The 17,920-nt window shown below is 71.9% G+C and carries 18 protein-coding genes; 7 read left to right on the plus strand and 11 right to left on the minus strand.

Features of this window, described 5'->3' with window-relative positions; all coding sequences use genetic code 11:
* Positions 1 to 123: 123 nt before the first annotated feature.
* Entirely contained in the window at positions 124 to 1,281 is a 1,158-nt protein-coding gene (locus tag ACZ42X_RS14795) for an acyl-CoA dehydrogenase family protein (protein WP_361428739.1), read from the minus strand.
* Positions 1,282 to 1,459: 178 nt separating this feature from the next.
* On the opposite strand from ACZ42X_RS14795, the gene ACZ42X_RS14800 reads away from it, so the two are divergent.
* The gene (locus tag ACZ42X_RS14800; protein ID WP_468288977.1) at positions 1,460 to 2,803 is read left to right on the plus strand and encodes a UDP-glucose dehydrogenase family protein; all 1,344 of its coding nucleotides are present in this window, start codon (positions 1,460 to 1,462) and stop codon (positions 2,801 to 2,803) included.
* 108 nt (positions 2,804 to 2,911) lie between these two features.
* On the opposite strand, the gene ACZ42X_RS14805 is transcribed toward ACZ42X_RS14800, so the two are convergent.
* A complete protein-coding gene (locus ACZ42X_RS14805; protein ID WP_468288980.1) occupies positions 2,912 to 3,256 on the minus strand; it encodes a MerR family transcriptional regulator in 345 nt (114 codons plus the stop codon).
* Between the two features lie 486 nt (positions 3,257 to 3,742).
* Positions 3,743 to 4,249 carry a CGNR zinc finger domain-containing protein gene (locus tag ACZ42X_RS14810; protein ID WP_468288982.1) on the minus strand — a complete coding sequence of 169 codons (507 nt, stop codon included), beginning with the start codon at positions 4,247 to 4,249 and terminating at the stop codon, positions 3,743 to 3,745.
* Positions 4,250 to 4,342: 93 nt separating this feature from the next.
* On the opposite strand from ACZ42X_RS14810, the gene ACZ42X_RS14815 reads away from it, so the two are divergent.
* Positions 4,343 to 4,702: a VOC family protein gene (locus ACZ42X_RS14815; protein ID WP_361428745.1), complete on the plus strand. Its 360-nt coding sequence runs from the start codon at positions 4,343 to 4,345 to the stop codon at positions 4,700 to 4,702.
* A gap of 29 nt (positions 4,703 to 4,731) precedes the next feature.
* Positions 4,732 to 5,106 (plus strand): VOC family protein, encoded by a 375-nt coding sequence (locus ACZ42X_RS14820; protein WP_468288986.1) that lies wholly within the window; start codon positions 4,732 to 4,734, stop codon positions 5,104 to 5,106.
* Here the strand turns inward: ACZ42X_RS14820 and ACZ42X_RS14825 are convergent, their stop codons facing one another.
* From ACZ42X_RS14825 to ACZ42X_RS14840, 4 genes are all read right to left on the minus strand, one after another.
* Positions 5,107 to 6,195, minus strand: a complete 1,089-nt coding sequence (locus ACZ42X_RS14825; protein WP_468288988.1) for a dipeptidase — start codon at positions 6,193 to 6,195, stop codon at positions 5,107 to 5,109.
* A 189-nt stretch (positions 6,196 to 6,384) separates the two neighbouring features.
* Positions 6,385 to 7,599, minus strand: a complete 1,215-nt coding sequence (locus ACZ42X_RS14830; protein WP_468288991.1) for a dipeptidase — start codon at positions 7,597 to 7,599, stop codon at positions 6,385 to 6,387.
* Entirely contained in the window at positions 7,596 to 8,069 is a 474-nt protein-coding gene (gene purE, locus ACZ42X_RS14835; protein ID WP_361428785.1) for a 5-(carboxyamino)imidazole ribonucleotide mutase, read from the minus strand. The genes ACZ42X_RS14830 and purE overlap by 4 nt, the downstream gene beginning before the upstream one ends.
* A gap of 46 nt (positions 8,070 to 8,115) precedes the next feature.
* Positions 8,116 to 9,267 (minus strand): 5-(carboxyamino)imidazole ribonucleotide synthase, encoded by a 1,152-nt coding sequence (locus ACZ42X_RS14840; protein WP_468288994.1) that lies wholly within the window; start codon positions 9,265 to 9,267, stop codon positions 8,116 to 8,118.
* A 149-nt stretch (positions 9,268 to 9,416) separates the two neighbouring features.
* On the opposite strand from ACZ42X_RS14840, the gene ACZ42X_RS14845 reads away from it, so the two are divergent.
* On the plus strand, positions 9,417 to 9,947 hold the full coding sequence (locus ACZ42X_RS14845; RefSeq protein WP_468288997.1) for a GtrA family protein: 531 nt from the start codon (positions 9,417 to 9,419) through the stop codon (positions 9,945 to 9,947).
* 11 nt (positions 9,948 to 9,958) lie between these two features.
* On the opposite strand, the gene ACZ42X_RS14850 is transcribed toward ACZ42X_RS14845, so the two are convergent.
* Together ACZ42X_RS14850 and ACZ42X_RS14855 are read right to left on the minus strand one after the other, a co-directional pair.
* Positions 9,959 to 11,224 (minus strand): ATP-binding protein, encoded by a 1,266-nt coding sequence (locus ACZ42X_RS14850; RefSeq protein WP_468289000.1) that lies wholly within the window; start codon positions 11,222 to 11,224, stop codon positions 9,959 to 9,961.
* A 40-nt stretch (positions 11,225 to 11,264) separates the two neighbouring features.
* Entirely contained in the window at positions 11,265 to 11,942 is a 678-nt protein-coding gene (locus ACZ42X_RS14855; protein ID WP_361428759.1) for a response regulator transcription factor, read from the minus strand.
* A 497-nt stretch (positions 11,943 to 12,439) separates the two neighbouring features.
* On the opposite strand from ACZ42X_RS14855, the gene ACZ42X_RS14860 reads away from it, so the two are divergent.
* A complete protein-coding gene (locus ACZ42X_RS14860) occupies positions 12,440 to 13,945 on the plus strand; it encodes a peptide MFS transporter (RefSeq protein ID WP_468289003.1) in 1,506 nt (501 codons plus the stop codon).
* A gap of 93 nt (positions 13,946 to 14,038) precedes the next feature.
* On the opposite strand, the gene ACZ42X_RS14865 is transcribed toward ACZ42X_RS14860, so the two are convergent.
* Together ACZ42X_RS14865 and ACZ42X_RS14870 are read right to left on the minus strand one after the other, a co-directional pair.
* Positions 14,039 to 14,662, minus strand: a complete 624-nt coding sequence (locus ACZ42X_RS14865) for an ATP-binding protein (RefSeq protein WP_468290115.1) — start codon at positions 14,660 to 14,662, stop codon at positions 14,039 to 14,041.
* Positions 14,663 to 15,021: 359 nt separating this feature from the next.
* Entirely contained in the window at positions 15,022 to 15,390 is a 369-nt protein-coding gene (locus ACZ42X_RS14870) for an STAS domain-containing protein (RefSeq protein WP_361428763.1), read from the minus strand.
* A gap of 243 nt (positions 15,391 to 15,633) precedes the next feature.
* On the opposite strand from ACZ42X_RS14870, the gene ACZ42X_RS14875 reads away from it, so the two are divergent.
* Together ACZ42X_RS14875 and ACZ42X_RS14880 are read left to right on the plus strand one after the other, a co-directional pair.
* On the plus strand, positions 15,634 to 16,596 hold the full coding sequence (locus ACZ42X_RS14875; protein ID WP_468289006.1) for an RNA polymerase sigma factor SigF: 963 nt from the start codon (positions 15,634 to 15,636) through the stop codon (positions 16,594 to 16,596).
* 159 nt (positions 16,597 to 16,755) lie between these two features.
* Positions 16,756 to 17,892, plus strand: a complete 1,137-nt coding sequence (locus ACZ42X_RS14880; RefSeq protein WP_468290118.1) for a DegT/DnrJ/EryC1/StrS family aminotransferase — start codon at positions 16,756 to 16,758, stop codon at positions 17,890 to 17,892.
* Positions 17,893 to 17,920 lie beyond the last annotated feature (28 nt).

Consider the following 17,920-nt stretch of genomic DNA (forward strand, 5'->3'; position numbering starts at 1 on the left):
GGGGTTCGTTAGGAGGGGGGGGGAGGGGGGGGAGGGGGTGTCCGCCCCTTGGTACCTCCCTGGGGGGGTGGTTCGCCCCAGGAGGGGGGGGGGGGTGGGGGGGGGGGCCCGAGCCGGAGGAGCTTACGGCAGGTTGCGCGCCATCACGATGCGCTGGACCTGGTTGGTGCCCTCGTAGATCTGGGTGATCTTGGCGTCGCGCATCATCCGCTCGACCGGGTAGTCACGGGTGTAGCCGTAGCCGCCGAGCAGCTGGACCGCGTCCGTGGTGACCTCCATGGCGATGTCGGAGGCGAAGCACTTGGCCGCGGCGCCGAGGTAGGTGAGGTCGGCGTCGCCGCGCTCCGAGGCGGCCGCGGCCTGGTACGTGAGGGCGCGGGCGGCGGAGATCTTCATGGCCATGTCGGCGAGCATGAACTGCACGCCCTGGAAGTCGGCGATCGGCTTGCCGAACTGCTTGCGCTCCTGGACGTACCCCTTGGCGTAGTCCAGCGCGCCCTGGGCGATGCCGAGCGCCTGGGCCGCGATGGTGATGCGGGTGTGGTCCAGGGTCTTCATCGCGGTGGCGAAGCCGGTGCCCTCCGCGCCGATCATGCGGTCGGCGGGGATGCGGACGTTGTCGAGGTAGACCTCGCGCGTCGGGGAGCCCTTGATGCCGAGCTTCTTCTCCGGGGCGCCGAAGGAGACGCCCTCGTCGGACTTCTCCACGACGAAGGCGCTGATGCCCTTGGAGCGCTTCTCGGGGTCGGTGACGGCCATGACCGTGTAGTACTCGGAGACGCCCGCGTTGGTGATCCAGCGCTTCACGCCGTTGAGGACCCAGAAGTCGCCGTCGCGTACCGCGCGGGTCTTCATGCCGGCCGCGTCCGAGCCCGCGTCCGGCTCGGAGAGGCAGTACGAGAACATCGCGTCGCCCTTGGCCAGCGGGCCCAGGTACTTCTTCTTCAGCTCCTCCGAGCCGGAGAGGATCACCGGGAGGGAGCCCAGCTTGTTCACGGCCGGGATCAGGGAGGACGAGGCGCAGGCGCGCGCCACCTCCTCGATGACGATCACGGTCGCGAGCGCGTCGGCGCCCGCGCCGCCGTACGACTCGGGGACGTGGACCGCGTGCAGGTCGGCGGCGACGAGGGCGTCGTGCGCCTCCTGCGGGAAGCGGGCCTCCTCGTCCACCGCGGCGGCGAACGGGGTGATCTTGGCCTCGGCGAGCGAGCGGACGGTGTCCCGGAGCATGTCGTGCTCCTCGGACGGGCGGTACAGGTCGAAATCAGGCGTTCCCGCCACGATCACTCACTCCCCTGGGCGTGTGCTAACTACCGTTAAGTAACTCAAATTTTAGTGTGCCGGAACCGAATGGCATAGGTGACCTTGCTGACAGGAGACGTCCGGCGGAAACGTGCCCAGGGCGGGGCGCGACTATGCTCGGGCGCGCACCGCCTCCCGCTCGTCAATGGAGAACCGCATGGCCCTCAAGATCACTGTGATCGGCACCGGATACCTCGGCGCCACCCATGCGGCGGCCATGGCGGAGCTGGGGTTCGAGGTGCTGGGCCTCGACGTCGTACCCGAGAAGATCGAGATGCTGGCCGCCGGCCGCGTCCCCATGTACGAGCCGGGGCTTGAGGACCTGCTGCGCAAGCACGTCGCCGGGATCGAGGGCTCCACCGGGCGGCTGCGCTTCACCACCTCCTGGGAAGAGGTCGCCGACTTCGGCGACGTCCACTTCGTCTGCGTGAACACTCCGCAGAAGCACGGCGAGTACGCGTGTGACATGCGGTACGTCGACGCCGCCTTCGGCTCCCTCGCCCCGCACCTGAAGCGCCCGACGCTCGTCGTCGGCAAGTCGACCGTGCCGGTCGGCAGCGCGGAGCGGCTGGCCCGGCTGCTCGCCGAGCGGGCGCCGGTGGGCGCGGACGCGGAGCTGGCATGGAACCCCGAGTTCCTGCGCGAGGGCTTCGCCGTGCAGGACACGCTGTACCCGGACCGGATCGTGGTCGGCGTGGAGAGCGCGGCGGCGGAGAAGGTGCTGCGCGAGGTGTACGCCACCCCGATGGAGGAAGGGTCGCCGTTCGTGGTGACCGACTTCCCGACGGCCGAGCTGGTGAAGACCGCCGCGAACTCCTTCCTGGCCACCAAGATCTCCTTCATCAACGCCATGGCGGAGGTCTGCGAGGCCGCCGGCGGCGACGTCGCCAAGCTGGCGGAGGCCATCGGCTATGACGACCGCATCGGCGCGAAGTTCCTGCGGGCCGGCATCGGCTTCGGCGGCGGCTGCCTGCCGAAGGACATCCGCGCCTTCATGGCCCGCGCGGGCGAGCTGGGCGCCAACCAGGCCCTGACCTTCCTGCGCGAGATCGACTCCATCAACATGCGGCGGCGCGGCCAGATGGTCGGCATGGCGCGCGAGGCGCTGGGCGACGGCACCTTCCTGGGCAAGCGGGTCGCGGTGCTGGGCGCGGCGTTCAAGCCGGACTCGGACGACGTCCGGGACTCGCCCGCGCTGAACGTGGCCGGGCAGATCCACCTCCAGGGCGGCCAGGTCACGGTGTACGACCCCAAGGGCATGGACAACGCGCGGCGCGTCTTCCCGACGCTCGCGTACGCGGACAGCGCGCTGGAGGCCGTGCACGGCGCGGACGTGGTGCTGCACCTCACGGAGTGGCGCGAGTTCCGCGACCTCGACCCGCGCGAGCTGGGCGAGGTCGTCAACACCCGCCTCATCCTGGACGGCCGCAACGCCCTGGACCCGGTCCGGTGGCGCGAGGCGGGCTGGACGTACCGGGCGATGGGGCGCCCGCGCGCGTAGGGCCTTCGGCACCCTCGCGCGGAGGGGCCTCAGCGGCCTCGCGCGGAGGGCGCCCGCAGGTGTAGGGCCTCTGGCGCCCGCGCGCGTCGGCCGGCACCGGTGGCCTGATCAGGCCGAGGCCCTCGGCTGCGACTCGCCGCCTCCGGCGCGCAGCTGCTCGTTGATGCGCTGGGCTTCTTCGAGCTGGTCTTCCAGGATGACGATGCGGCAGGCGGCCTCGATGGGGGTGCCCTCGTCGACGAGCTCGCGGGCGCGGGCGGCGATGCGCAGCTGGTAGCGGGAGTAGCGCCGGTGACCGCCTTGCGAGCGCAGGGGCGTGATCAGGCGGTGTTCGCCGAGGGCGCGGAGGAAGGCGGGCGTGGTGCCGAGCATCTCGGCGGCCCGGCCCATGGTGTAGGCGGGGTAGTCATCGTCGTCGAGGTTGGCGACGGGGCGGGAACTGCCAGCGGGCATAGACCTCTTCTTTCGGGGGACGCGTCGGGGGGCCCGGGTGCCGTACTGGCACCCGGGCCCCGAGCTTTCAACACCATCTACCGGCAAACCGCGCCGGCCTTCTTGTCCGCAGGTTCCGCCTGGGAGGGCGGGGCTGCGGGGATCGCGGATGCGTGACCGGGGACCACCTTCCAATCCGGGGCCTGCGGTACCCGGGCGGCCACTTCCTCGCCCGGGCGATCCTGATGGCGTTCTGCTCCTTACCTTCGGTTACACGGTTGTACTGCGGTACTGCCTACTTCTTGACCTGCTTGCACGGCAGTTCGTCTCTGCCGTGCCCCCTTCGACTTCTTGGGTACGACGAACACGTTAGCCTCGCGACAGGCCAATGTCTACTGTCGCCACGACAGATTTTCTCCTGAGCCGGTACGGGCATTTCTGCCGCACGGAGGCCACTTCGAGGGAGCGCCACCGTCGGCCACGACCCCTGGCCCTAGCCCCTAGCCTCTAGCCCCTGCGTGCCCGGTACGCGCGCATCTTCGCTCGGGCGCCGCAGACCGACATGGAGCACCAGCGGCTGCGGCCTGCCGGGCTGCGGTCGTAGTAGGCCCAGAGGCAGTCGGCGGCCTCGCAGGCCTTGAGGCGGAGCCAGGTGCCGTCGGCGGCGGCCGCCGCGATGGCCGCCGCCACGCGCGCGGTGAGGGTGTCCGGCGGCGCCGGGCGCAGGGCCGCCGTGCCGTCGGCGGGGTCGACCGTGACCAGCAGGGGCGCGGCGGAGAGCAGGTCGTCGAGCGGTGTCGTCGGGCGGTGCGGCGGGTGTCCGGCGTGGGCGAGGCAGGCGGCGCGGAGGGCCTCGCGCAGCTCGCGGGCCGTCTCGACCTCGTGGGGCGCGAGGCCGAACCGGGCGCGGCCGTCCTCCGTGTCGAGGGAGTCGGTGCCCGACTCGACGTCGAGGCTGTTCACCAGGGCCTCCACCAGGGCGAGGGGCCCCGGCGCGGGCGCTCTGTCGTTCATGGTTGCGACGTTACCCGTTCTGCGGGACCATACGGTCACGGTTACCGGTTGCCATCAGTTACCGGTAACGCCCCGACGGCAGGAGAACTCTTCATGGCCATCGCCAAGCTCAGCACCGTCGTCCTCGACTGTCCCGACCCCGACGCCCTCGCCGCCTTCTACGCCGAGCTCCTCGGCGGTACGCGGCAGAGCCACGACGACTGGGTCGAGGTCACCGGCCACTCCGGCACGCCGCTCGGCTTCCAGGCCGCGCCCGGCTTCGTACCGCCGCGCTGGCCCTCGCCCGACGGCTCCCAGCAGTTCCACCTGGACCTCGACGTCGACGACCTCGACGCGGCCGAGGAGAAGGTGCTCGCCCTCGGCGCGACGGTGCTCGACGCGGACGACCGCGACCGCACCTGGCGGGTTTACGCGGACCCTGCTGGGCACCCGTTCTGCCTGTGTGCCGGCTGACCGCCGGCCGAGCCTCGAGGAGGACGTCCATGGGCTTCGCCACCCTTGCCCTGACCGCGATCGACTGCCCGGAGCCGGAGCGGCTCGCCGAGTTCTACGCCGCGATGCTCGGCGGCGAGGTGAAGAGCGACCCGGACGACGGCGAGAACTGGGTGGAGCTGCGGCTGCCCGACGGGAAGCGGCTCGCCTTCCAGCGGTCGCCCGGACTCCAGCCGCCCGAGTGGCCCCGCGCCGACCGGAACTCCCAGCAGTTCCACCTCGACCTCGACGTCGACGACCTCGACGCGGCCGAGGAGAAGGTGCTCGCCCTCGGCGCGAAGGCGCTGGACACGGACGACCGCGAGCGCAGCTGGCGGGTGTACGCCGACCCGGTCGGCCACCCGTTCTGCCTCTGCCGCGCCTGATCACACCCCGCGCGCCACGGCCTCGGCCTCCCGTACGACACGCGCCGCGTTGCCCCAGGTCAGCGCGGCGATGTCGGTCTCCGGCCAGTCGCGGTGCAGCAGCTCGGCGATGAGGTTCGGGTAGCAGGAGGCGTCTTCCAGGCCGATGGTGTGCGGGGCGTGCGTCGCCATGCCGTACGAGCCCGCGAGCCCCAGGCACTCCGGCCCGGCGACCTCGCGGACATGCTCCAGGTGGTCGGCGACGTCCTGCAGCGTGGCCGGGGCCTCGCGGAGCCGGGCCACCTGGTCGGGCGCGAAGCTCACCATGCACACGCCGCCGTTGGCGCGCAGGCGGCGCAGGACGTCGTCGGTGACGTTCGACGGGTGCGGGGTGAGGGCGTACGCGGCCGAGTGCGAGAGGATCACCGGCGCCTTGGTGACGTCGAGGACGTGGCTCATGGTGTCGGTGGAGGCGCCGGAGAGGTCGACCAGCACCCCGAGGTGGTTCATCTCCCGGATGACGTCCTGCCCGAAGGGCGTCAGCCCCTCGGGCCCCGCGGCCCAGCGGGCACCCGCGACGCCGGCACTGCGTACGCCGAGGGCGTGGTACGCGCGCAGCGTCCCGAGCGAATCGCCGAGGGCGGCGCCGCAGACGGGGCCGAGGAGCGAGGCGATACGGCCGCAGTCGCGGGCGGCGGCCATCTCGGCGGCGGTGAGCGCGAGACGAAGGGCTTCCGGGCAGGACTCGATGAGGGTCCGTACGGCGTCGATCAGGTCCAGGGTGCCGCCGATCAGACGGTCCGCCCCGTACGAGCGGGGGACGTGCAGCGACCAGAACTGGGCGCCGACGCCACCGGCCCGGATCCGGGGTATGTCGGTGTCGAGCGCGGCCTCACCGTGCTGGAGGGCGTGGTGGTGCGTGCGGTCGAGCTCCTGGGCGAGGGTGTTGTGCCCGTCCACGACGAGCTGCGCGGCGAGCAGAATCCGGGCCCGCGCGAGATCGGTCTCAGCGGGCGTGGGGGCTTCGGCGGCGGTGGCGCCGCCCGTCGGGTCGTCGAGTTCACCGGCCGTGGCGGGTGCGACGTAGGGAAGGTCCTGCAGGTCTGCCATGACGGGGGCTCCGGCTCCGTGAACGGCGTTGCGAGCCATAGGGCCACGGTGGCACGCCCGGAAGCGGGGGGCCCGGCGGTGTACTGCGTCCGGGTGGATTCCCCCGCCCCTCCCCTCCCCGAAACCGGGTGCTGCACGGGGGCTGACGCCCCCGGCCGCGCCGTGCGGCGGGCGGCCGGGGGCGGGGCCTCAGCCGTCCAGGGACTCCAGCGTTGCGTTCGACGGCGGGCGCGAGGACAGGCCCCGGGCGACCGCTTCGGCGTCGCGGAGGGCGCGGACCGGGTTGGACCAGGTCAGCATCGCGATGTCCGTGCGGGACCACTTGCGGGACAGGAGCTCCGCGATGAGGTTCGGGTACCCCGACACGTCCGACAGGTCCGAGGGCGTGAAGGCCGTGCCGTCGAAGTCGCCGCCGATGCCGAGGTGGGCTATGCCCGCCACCTCGCGCATGTGGTCCAGGTGGTCCGCGACGTCCGCCGCGGTGGCCACCGGGCGCGGGTGCGCCTCCTCGAAGGCCTCGTGGACGCGCATGGCGTCCGGCGTGGTGGCCAGCGGGTGGAAGCCGTGCTCCCGCATGTTCTCCTCGGCGCGCCGCGTCCACTCCACCGCGGCCGGGAGGACGAACTTCGGCACGAACGTGACCATGGCCACGCCGCCGTTCGCCGGCAGCTGCGCCAGCACGTCGTCCGGGATGTTGCGCGGGTGGTCGCAGACCGCGCGGGACGACGAGTGGGAGAAGATCACCGGCGCCTCGGAGGCCGCCAGGGCGTCGCGCATCGTCGTGGCGGCCACGTGCGAGAGGTCCACCAGCATGCCGAGGCGGTTCATCTCGCGGACGACCTCGCGGCCGAAGGCGGACAGGCCGCCGACGCCCGGCTCGTCGGTCGCCGAGTCGGCCCACGGGACGTTGTCGTTGTGCGTCAGCGTCATGTAGCGGACGCCGAGGGCGTACAGCGCCCGCAGGGTGGCGAGCGAGTTGTTGATGGAGTGGCCGCCCTCGGCCCCCTTGAGGGAGGCGATCCGGCCGGCGGCCCGCGCCGCCTCCATGTCGTCGGCCGTCAGCGCGGGCGCCAGCTCCGCCGGGTGGCGGGCGAGGAGCTGGTCGACGCAGTCGATCTGCTCCAGCGTGGCGCTGACCGCCTCGTCACCCGTCAGCTCGCAGCGCACGTACACCGACCAGAACTGCGCCCCGACCCCGCCGGCCCGCAGCCGGCGGAGGTCGGTGTGGAGCCGGCCCGTCTGGTCCGCCGCGATGTCGAGGCGGTCCAGGTCGTACCGCGCCTTCGAGCGCAGCGCCCACGGCAGGTCGTTGTGGCCGTCCACCACCGGGAAGTCCCCCAGCAGCTCGCGCGCCTCGGCGAGGAGCGCCTCGGAGGAGGCGGCCCCGGCCGCGGAGGCCGTCACTTGCCCACCTTGGAACGCAGCCGCCGGCCCTTCTCCGTGGCCTGGTCGTTCAGCTCCTGCTGGAAGTCGCTCATGCGGGCCAGCAGGTCCGGGTCGGAGGTCGCGAGGATCCGCGCGGCGAGCAGGCCGGCGTTGCGCGCGCCGCCCACCGAGACCGTCGCCACCGGCACGCCCGCCGGCATCTGCACGATCGACAGCAGGGAGTCCATGCCGTCGAGGTACTTCAGCGGGACGGGGACGCCGATCACCGGCAGCGGGGTGACGGAGGCGAGCATGCCCGGCAGGTGGGCCGCGCCGCCCGCGCCCGCGATGACCGCCTTCAGGCCGCGGTCCGCCGCGCGCTCGCCGTACGCGATCATCTCGCGCGGCATGCGGTGCGCGGAGACGACGTCGACCTCGTACGGGATCTCGAACTCGTCGAGGGCCCCGGCTGCGGCCTCCATGACGGGCCAGTCCGAGTCGGAGCCCATGACGATGCCGACGAGGGGGCCGTTCTGCCCATTGGGCCCGAGTGCGTTACTCAACGATCGTTCCTCGCAGGTAGTCGGCGGCGTGACGGGCGCGCTCCAGCACCTCGTCCAGGTCGTCACCGAAGGTGTTGACGTGCCCCACCTTGCGGCCGGGCTTCACGTCCTTGCCGTACATATGGATCTTCAGCTGCGGGTCGCGGGCCATGCAGTGCAGGTACGCCTGGTACATGTCCGGGAAGTCGCCCCCCAGCACGTTGCACATGACGGTCCACGGGGCGCGCGGGCGCGGGTCGCCCAGCGGCAGGTCGAGCACGGCCCGCACGTGGTTGGCGAACTGCGAGGTGACCGCGCCGTCCTGGGTCCAGTGGCCGGAGTTGTGCGGCCGCATCGCCAGCTCGTTGACGAGGATGCGGCCGTCGCGGGTCTCGAAGAGCTCGACGGCGAGGTGGCCGACGACGTCGAGCTCCTTGGCGATGCGCAGCGCCAGCTCCTGCGCCTGCCCGGCCAGCTCGGCCGAGAGGTCGGGCGCCGGGGCGATCACGGTGTCGCAGACGCCGTCGACCTGCCGCGACTCGACGACCGGATACGCCACGGCCTGGCCGTGCGGGGAGCGGACGATGTTCGCCGCGAGCTCGCGGACGAAGTCGACCTTCTCCTCCGCCAGGACCGGCACCCCGGCCCGGAAGGGCTCGTGGGCGTCGGCCTCGGAGCGTACGAACCACACGCCCTTGCCGTCGTACCCGCCGCGCACGGTCTTGAGGATCACGGGGTAACCGTCGCCCTCGCCGCCGCCCTCCGCCGCGAACGCCGACACGTCGGCCGGGTCCGCCACGATGCGGTGGCGCGGGCAGGGAGCACCGATGGCGTCGAGCCTCGCGCGCATCACGCCCTTGTCCTGGGCGTGCACCAACGCGTCGGGCCCCGGGCGGACGGGGATGCCGTCAGCCTCCAGGGCCCGTAGGTGCTCGGTCGGTACGTGCTCGTGGTCGAAGGTGATCACATCGCAGCCGCGTGCGAACTCACGCAGCGTGTCCAGGTCGCGGTAGTCGCCGATGACGACGTCGCTCACGACCTGGGCCGCGGAGTCCTGGGGTGTGTCACTGAGGAGCTTGAATCTGATGCCGAGGGGGATACCCGCCTCGTGGGTCATCCGGGCCAGCTGTCCGCCGCCCACCATGCCTACTACCGGGAACGTCACCCTCTTAGGGTATCGGGCTCCGCCGATGGGTCCCCTCCCCGGGGAAGGGACCCGGGCAGGGGGCTCCTCCGCTCCCCGAGCGGTGCCGGCGGGCCCTGGTTAGCATGGCTTGGTTGACCCACTCGACCGGACGGGGCTGTGAGATCACCATGAGTGAACGGGGCGCACTGCGGGTGCGGCTGGACCGGCTCGTCCGCGAGATCGCCAAATTCGGGGTGGTCGGCGGTCTCGGGCTGCTGGTCAACATGGCGGTCTTCAACCTGGTGCGGCACACCACCGAGATCCCGGTGGTACGGGCCAGCCTCATCGCGACCGTCATCGCCATCGCCTTCAACTACGTGGGCTTCCGCTACTTCACGTACCGGGACCGTGACAAGAGCGGCCGTACGCGTGAGCTGTCGCTCTTCCTGGCGTTCAGCGTGGTGGGGATGGTCATCGAGAACGGCGTGCTGTTCGCCGCGACGTACGGCTTCGGCTGGGACACCCCGCTGCAGAGCAACTTCTTCAAGTTCTTCGGCATCGGTGTCGCGACGCTGTTCCGCTTCTGGTCGTACCGCACGTGGGTGTTCCGTACGCTGCCGGGCCCCGAGGCCGCCGTGGCGCCCGCTGCCGAATCGTTCCTGGAGCAGCGGCGGCACCACGACGAGCCCGCCGCCGAGCCCGTCGGTCCCCGGCGGTAGCCGCACGGAGGTCAGCGCACCGTCGGCGGGTGCTCCTTGCGGCGGGGCACCTCGCGGCTCAGGAAGAGCGCGAAGACCGGCGGCTGCTGCTGGAGCAGTTCCAGCCGTCCGCCGTCCGCCTCCGCCAGGTCGCGGGCGACGGCGAGGCCGATGCCGGTGGAGTTGCGGCCGCTGATGGTCCGCTCGAAGATCCGCGCGCCGAGGTCGGGCGGGACGCCCGGGCCCTCGTCGGTGACCTCCACCACCGCCTGGTTGCCCGTGACGCGGGTGCGCAGCGCGACCGTGCCGCCGCCGTGCATCAGGGAGTTCTCGATCAGCGCGGCCAGCACCTGGGCGACCGCGCCCGGGGTTCCCACCGCGCGCATGCCGACCTTGCCGGAGCGGACGATGGCCCGCCCGGCGCTGCGGTAGGCGGGGCGCCACTCCTCGATCTGCTGCTTGACGACCTCGTCGAGGTCGAAGGCGATCGCCGAGCCGGTGCGCGGGTCGCGCGAGTTCGTCAGGAGCCGCTGGACGACGTCGGTGAGCCGCTCGACCTGGGTGAGCGCGATGTGCGCCTCCTCCTTGACCGTCTCCGGGTCGTCGGTGACGGAGATCTCCTCCAGCCGCATGGAGAGCGCGGTCAGCGGCGTGCGCAGCTGGTGGGAGGCGTCGGCGGCCAGTCGGCGCTCGGCGGTGAGCATCCGGGCGATCCGCTCGGCCGAGGCGTCCAGGACGTCCGCGACCCGGTCCAGCTCGGGCACCCCGTACCGCTTGTGGCGCGGCCGCGGGTCGCCGGAGCCGAGCCGCTCGGCGGTCTCGGCGAGGTCGGTGAGCGGCGAGGCGAGCTTGTTGGCCTGGCGTACGGCGAGGAGGACGGCGGCGATCACGGCGAGCAGCGCCACGGCGCCGATGATCAGCAGGGTGCGGCCGACCTCGGCGGTGACGGTGGAACGCGGTTCCTCGACGGTGACGGTCTCGCCGCGCTCGCCCTCGGCGGTGCCGCGGATGACGCCGCCCTCGGGGCGCTTGCCGATCTCGATGGGCGCCCGGCCGGGGATGCGGATCACGGCGTACCGCTTGGCGCCGCTCTGCTCGGCGAGGATGTCGGGGTTGACGGGCTCCCCGCCGATCAGCCGGCTCTCGACGATGGAGATGAGGCTCACCGCCTCGGAGTCCACGCTCTCCTGGGCGCTGCTGCTGATGGTGCGGGTCTCGACGATGACGAGGGAGACCCCGAAGACGGCGATGACGACGAGCACCACCGCGAGCGTGGAGTTGATCAGTCGGCGGCGCACCGTGCGTACCTACCCGGTCTCAGCTCTGTACCTACCGGTCCTAGCTCTTTTCGAAGCGGAAGCCGACACCGCGCACGGTGGCGATGTAGCGCGGGTTCGCGGCGTCGTCGCCGAGCTTCTTGCGCAGCCAGGAGATGTGCATGTCGAGGGTCTTGGTCGACGACCACCAGGTGGTGTCCCACACCTCGCGCATCAGCTGGTCGCGGGTGACGACCCGGCCGGCGTCCCGGACCAGGACCCGCAGCAGGTCGAACTCCTTCGCCGTGAGCTGGAGCTCCTCGTCGCCCATCCAGGCGCGGTGCGACTCGACGTCGATGCGTACGCCGTGGGTGGCGGGTGCCGGGGCCGGCTCGGCGGAGCCGCGCCGCAGCAGGGCCCGGACCCGGGCGAGCAGCTCGGCGAGCCGGAACGGCTTGGTGACGTAGTCGTCCGCGCCCGCGTCCAGCCCGACAACGGTGTCGACCTCGTCCGCGCGGGCGGTCAGCACCAGGATCGGCACCGTGTGCCCCTCGGCGCGCAGGCGTCTCGCCACCTCGAGCCCGTCCATCCCGGGCAGGCCGAGGTCCAGCACGACGAGGTCGATCCCGCCCTGGAGTCCCGTCTCGAGCGCGGTGGTTCCGTCCTCGCGCACCTCGACCTCGTAACCCTCCCGCCGCAGGGCGCGGGCCAGCGGTTCCGAGATGGATGCGTCGTCCTCGGCGAGCAGTACACGGGTCATGGGGTGATGGTAGTCCGCGCGGGGTACGCGCCGGGGTGGGAACGACGCTTGATCATCATCGCCTGGGACTATGGGACGCCATCCTGCTTATCACCTTCGATTATGGGCAGTCGGTTCCATGCACCCCTGTGATCCATATCTCAAGTCCTTCCTTATCCGCCACTGTCGTGTCGTATGGTGGCGAGACGCCTGATGCAGTACTCCGGGACCTTTGGCCCGCCAAGAGCGCCAAGGGTCTCTTTTCTGCCCGGGGCCGGCCCTGCCAGCCTTGAGGCAGTGAACGACCTGTGGGCCGGGCCCCGATGCGCGACGACGCGCCTGTCGGGGCGTGGATCCCGGTGCGTCCGAACCCTCGCCTCCGTGCTCCGCACGGGGGCGAACCCCTGTCCAGGCGTCGGGGGACGGGACGGAACGCGCGCCGGTGCCGGCCGCGCCCCCCACCGGGCGCGTCACGCTCACGAAGCGGATGGCGCGTCCCGAGCAAGCAAGGATCGACCATGGCGTCCAGCCTGACGAGGGACCCGGCCGGCAGCACCGCCGCCGGCCTTGAGAAGACGTTCCTCGGCCACCCCCGCGGTCTGGCCAACCTCTTCATGACCGAGATGTGGGAGCGCTACAGCTTCTACGGCATGCGGGCCCTGCTCGTGCTCTACCTGTCGGCCTCCGTGGCCAAGGGCGGTCTCGGCTTCGACACGGCGACCGCCGTCGCCATCTACTCCGTCTACAACGCGATGGTGTACCTCCTCGCGCTGCCGGGCGGCTGGTTCGGCGACCGGGTGTGGGGCGCCCGGAAGACCGTGGCGATCTCCGGCACGGTCATCATGACCGGCCACTTCCTGCTGGCCCTGCCGACGGAGGTCTCCTTCTTCATCGGCCTGGCGCTCATCGCCGCCGGCTCCGGTCTGCTCAAGGCCAACATCTCGACGATGGTCGGCCACCTGTACCGGGACAAGAACGACCCGCGCCGGGACGGCGGCTTCACGATCTTCTACATGGGCATCAACCTCGGTGCCTTCGTCGCCCCGCTGACCATCGGCTACGTGGGCCAGAAGATCAACTGGCACTACGGCTTCGCCATGGCCGGCGTCGGCATGGCCCTCGGCCTCGCGTTCTACTTCCTGGGCTTCCGCAACCTGGCCCCGGAGTCGAACCAGGTCCCCGCGCCGCTGTCGGACGCCGAGCGCACCGGCATCGTCAAGAAGGCGCTGATCTGGCTGGCCGTCGCGGCCGTCGCGTACGGCGCCGCCGGTCTGGCCGGCAAGCTGACCATCGACTGGGTGCTGTGGCCGCTGACCATCCTCGGCCTGGTGCTGCCCGCCTGGTACCTGTTCCGCATCAAGCGCGACACCGACCTGGACCAGGTCGAGCGGTCCCGGATGTCGGCGTACGTCTGGTTCTTCGTCGCCGCCGCCGTCTTCTGGGGCATCTACGACCAGACCGGCTCGACCCTGAGCCTGTTCGCGGAGCACAACACCGCGGGCTCCCTCTTCGGCTTCGAGTTCCCGGCGAGCTGGTTCCAGTCGCTGAACCCGCTGTACGTGATGGCGCTGGCCCCGGTCTTCGCCTGGCTGTGGGTGGCGCTCGCCCGCCGCTCCAAGGAGCCCAGCACGCTGGTGAAGTTCACGCAGGGCCTGGTGCTGATCGGCGCCTCGTTCTTCGTGATGATGCTGGCGCAGGCCGCCTCCGCGGGTGGCGTGATGGTCACCCCGCTGTGGCTGTGCTCGGTCTACCTGATCCAGACCGTCGGCGAGCTCACCCTCTCGCCGGTCGGCCTGTCGCTGACGACGAAGCTGGCGCCGCAGAAGTACGCCTCGCAGATGATGGGCGTCTGGTTCCTGGCCGTCACCGCCGGTGACTCGGTCATCGCGCTGCTCCAGCTCATGGGCGCGCCGACCGACACCACGTGGTGGTTCGCCAGCCAGGGCGCGCTCGCGGTGCTCGCCGGTGTCGCGATCTTCATGTACCGCCGGAAGGTGCAGCCCCTCATGGGCGGCGTGCACTGACCCGTACCCCTCCAGGGGCACGCAAAAGGGCCGCCGTACCGGATCCGTCCGGTACGGCGGCCCTTCGCCGTGTACGGGGAGGCGCGCGCGGGCTTACGCCGGGGCCGCGAGCTCCGCCCAGACCGTCTTGCCGGGGGCGTCGTCCGTCCGTACGACGCCCCAGTCGAGGCAGAGGCGCTGCACGATGAACATGCCGTGCCCGCCGGGCCGCCCGGCGCGGTGCGGGGTGCGGGGCTCGGGCTGGCCGGCGCCGCGGTCCTCGACCTCCAGGCGGAGCACCTTGGCGTCCAGCGAGACGCGCAGCTCCTCGGGGCCCTCGGCGTGCAGGCAGGCGTTGGTGACGAGCTCGGAGACGACGAGCAGGACGTCCTCGGCGGCGGCGCGGCGGTCGGCGGAGGCGGCGGGCAGCCAGCCCCAGTCGTAGAGCGCCTGCCGGGTGAAGTCGCGCGCGAGCGGAACGATCCCGCTGGCGCTCCCCAGGGAGAGCCTCCGGAACCGCCCGCCCTCGGAGGCGGCCGGCGCGTCGGCCTGCGAGGAGGCGGCCTGCGATGAGGCGCCGGACGGCGCGCCGGGTCGCGTGCCCGACGGCGTACCGGACTGCTCGCCCGACGGCGTGCCCGACGCGGCGCGCGCCCTGTCCCCGGAGCCGGGCGGCTTGCCCGGCGGCGTACCCGGCCCGGAGGAGGAGGCGCGGACCGCGGTCCCGCCGCCCGCCACGGCACGGTACGCCGTGGCGTCGACACCCTTGACGGGGCCCGCGACAGGTTCGGCACCCGCGCCGGCGCCCGCGCCGCCCGGCTCGCCGCCGAGGCCGCTCGGCGGATGCTGCTGGGTGCTGCCCATCAGCGCTTCACCTCACCGATTCACCAGTTCGCCATTGCCAATAAGTTTCGATACGGAGAGTCGCGAAGTCCCACCCTTCACACCCTCGCGCAGGTTCTTCTGCCCGGAGTTGCGGGTACGACACCCGGTTCGTCAGCCGATGCGCGTGAGCAACCCGGTAACGGCCGTCGGCCGTCATCGCAGGGCCCGGTGGCGCAGCGGACGGCGCCGCGGCGCGGGAAGGGTGCGCCGGATCAGTCGGCGAGCGCCTCGTCCAGGGTGTCGTGCAGGGTGAAGACCGCTTCCGCGCCGGTGATCTCGAAGACGCGGGCCACCACGGGCTGCATTCCGGCCAGATGGACCCCACCCCCTGCCGCCTCGGCCTTGAGCCGGGCCCCCAGCAGGACGTTGAGGCCGGTGGAGTCGCAGAAAGCAAGCTGCGAGCAGTCGACCACCAACCGTGAACGTCCTTGCTCCAGCGCGGCATCCAGCGGTTCGCGCAGGAGATCCGCGGTGTGGTGATCCAACTCACCCACCGGTGTGACGATCTCACTGCGGCCCACCGTCCGGACCCCGACGCTGAGCCGGCCCTGATTCGCGCTGCCGACCGTCCCGCGGTCCATGCCGCCCCTCTTCGCCGATGCCGTTGAGTCGGTAGAACCCTACGCCCTCTGCCGATCGGCCGGTAGTCGGACTCCCCTGTTAGTCAGACATATGGGACAATTGACACTTGCAACGACCTAGGAAGAGCGGGTAGGGCTAGTAGGGACACCCATCCACCCACCCAGCCGGCTTTGGAGGCGCCGCACACCGCAGCGACGCAATTCGGCATCGGCGGCCTTATGCCGAGAACGATGGAGGAGACCATGTCACCCCGGCTCGACGAGACGCGTACCCCCGACGCGGCGTCGATAACTCCGCTCGAACCCCTTCCCACCCCCGACGACCACATCGGCGAGACCACCCCCGGCCTTCTCGCCGAGACCGGCCCGAGCGGTCTGAACGGCCTCAGCGGTCTGAACGGCCTGAGCGGCCTGCCCGAGATCCCGCCGTACGACGAGGTCGCACCGCTCGACGCGCGCGCCCTGTCGAAGACGCTCTTCGCCCGCCTCGAGACGCTCGAGGAGGGCACGCACGAGTACGCGTACGTCCGCAACACCCTCGTCGAGCTCAACCTCGCCCTGGTCAAGTTCGCCGCCTCCCGGTTCCGCTCCCGCAGCGAACCGATGGAGGACATCATCCAGGTCGGCACCATCGGCCTGATCAAGGCCATCGACCGGTTCGAACTCGCCCGCGGGGTCGAGTTCCCCACCTTCGCGATGCCGACCATCGTCGGAGAGATCAAGCGCTTCTTCCGCGACACCTCGTGGTCCGTGCGCGTCCCGCGCCGGCTCCAGGAGCTCCGCCTCGACCTGGCCAAGGCCGGTGACGAGCTCGCCCAGGAGCTGGACCGCGCGCCGACCGTCGGTGAGCTCGCCGAGAAACTCGGCATCACCAAGGAGGAGGTCGTCGAGGGCATGGCGGCGAGCAACGCGTACACCGCGAGCTCGCTCGACGCCCAGCCCGAGGAGGACGACACGGAGGGCGCGCTCGCGGACCGCATCGGCTACGAGGACAACGGCCTGGAGGGCATCGAGTACATCGAGTCCCTCAAGCCGCTGATCGCCTCGCTGCCCGCCCGCGACCGCAAGATCCTCTCCCTGCGGTTCGTCGCCGGCATGACGCAGTCGGAGATCGGCGAGGAGCTCAACATCTCGCAGATGCACGTCTCGCGGCTGCTCTCCCGCACCCTGGGCAAGCTCCGCAAGGGGCTGACCGTGGAGGAGTGACCCCCTCCCCACCCCTTGTCCGAAGGGCCCGTTTCCGTCAAGGGACGGGCCCTTCGGCCGTCTTGACGGAGTCGTCCCCCCGGGGCCACATTGGCCCGGGGGCAGGGGGGTCACATGCGGTATGCGGCTTACGCGGCCTACGCGGGTCTGGAAGAGCGCATGCGGGCGCGGCTCGGCAGGGAGTGCCTGTACGTGCCGTCGTGCCGGCTCGGCCTGTACGTGGCGCTGCGCCACTGGTGCCCGCCCGGCGGCCGGGTGCTCATGTCCCCGGTCAACGACGACGTCATCCTCTTCGTGGTCCTCGCCGCGGGCCTCCGCCCCGTACAGGCGCCGCTGAACCCGCGTGACGGGTCGCTCGACCCGGCGGCCGTCCCGGAGGCGGTGTGGCGCGGCCTGTCCGCCGTCCTGACCACCAACCTGTACGGGAACCCCGACCCGGCCCCGGAACTGGCCGAACGGTGCCGCACCTTGGGCATCCCGCTGCTGGAGGACGCGGCGCACGCGATCGGCGGCGAGATCGGCGGGCGGCCCGTCGGCACGTACGGCGAGGCGTCCGTCTTCAGCCTCTCCAAGCACACCGGCGCGAAGACCGGGGGCTTCCTCGCCGTACGCGACCCCGCGCTGTACGGCGAACTGGCGCGGGCGCGCGACGCGTTGCTGCTCCCGTCGCGGCCGGCCGCCGAACTCGCCTACGCCCTACGTCCGTACGCCGAGGCGGCGGTGCGCGGGCTGCGGCTCGTGAAGGCCGCGCGGGCCGCGCTGCGGGCGCTCGGCCGGGAGGAGCGCGCGGGGATCCGGATGCCGCTGCGGCCGGCGGAGCTGAAGGACGCCCTGTCCGCCGCCCCCGGGCTCGTACCGTTCGACGCGTGGGTCCGGGTGGACCTGCACGACTACCGGCTCGCCCCCGGGCTCGTACGCCTGCGCCGTACGGAGCGGCTCCTCGGGCGCCTGGACGCGACGCTGGCGGCCCACCGTGCCGGTACGGAGAAGCTGCTGGCGTCACCCTGGGGAGACCCCCGGGCGCCCGTCCGGCCACTCTTCCGGGTGCCGTTGCTGGTCGAGGACCGGGACGCGGCCATCGCCGCCCTCGCGCGGGCGCGGGTGCCCACCGGGTACCTGTACGACCCGCCGCTGGACGACTACGCGGGGCCCCTCTTCACCGACCCCTCACCGCGGCCCGAGGGCGCCCGGTGGTTCGCGCGCCACGCGCTGCCCGCCGATCCGCTCCGGGCGGACCAGGTCCTGGAGGTGCTGCGCGCGTCGGGCGCCCGTCCGGCGGGCCCGCACGGTGGCTGACACGACCGTCCGGCACGGCACCGCGGTG

The sequence above is a fragment of the Streptomyces sp. NPDC030862 genome, assembly GCF_055571835.1.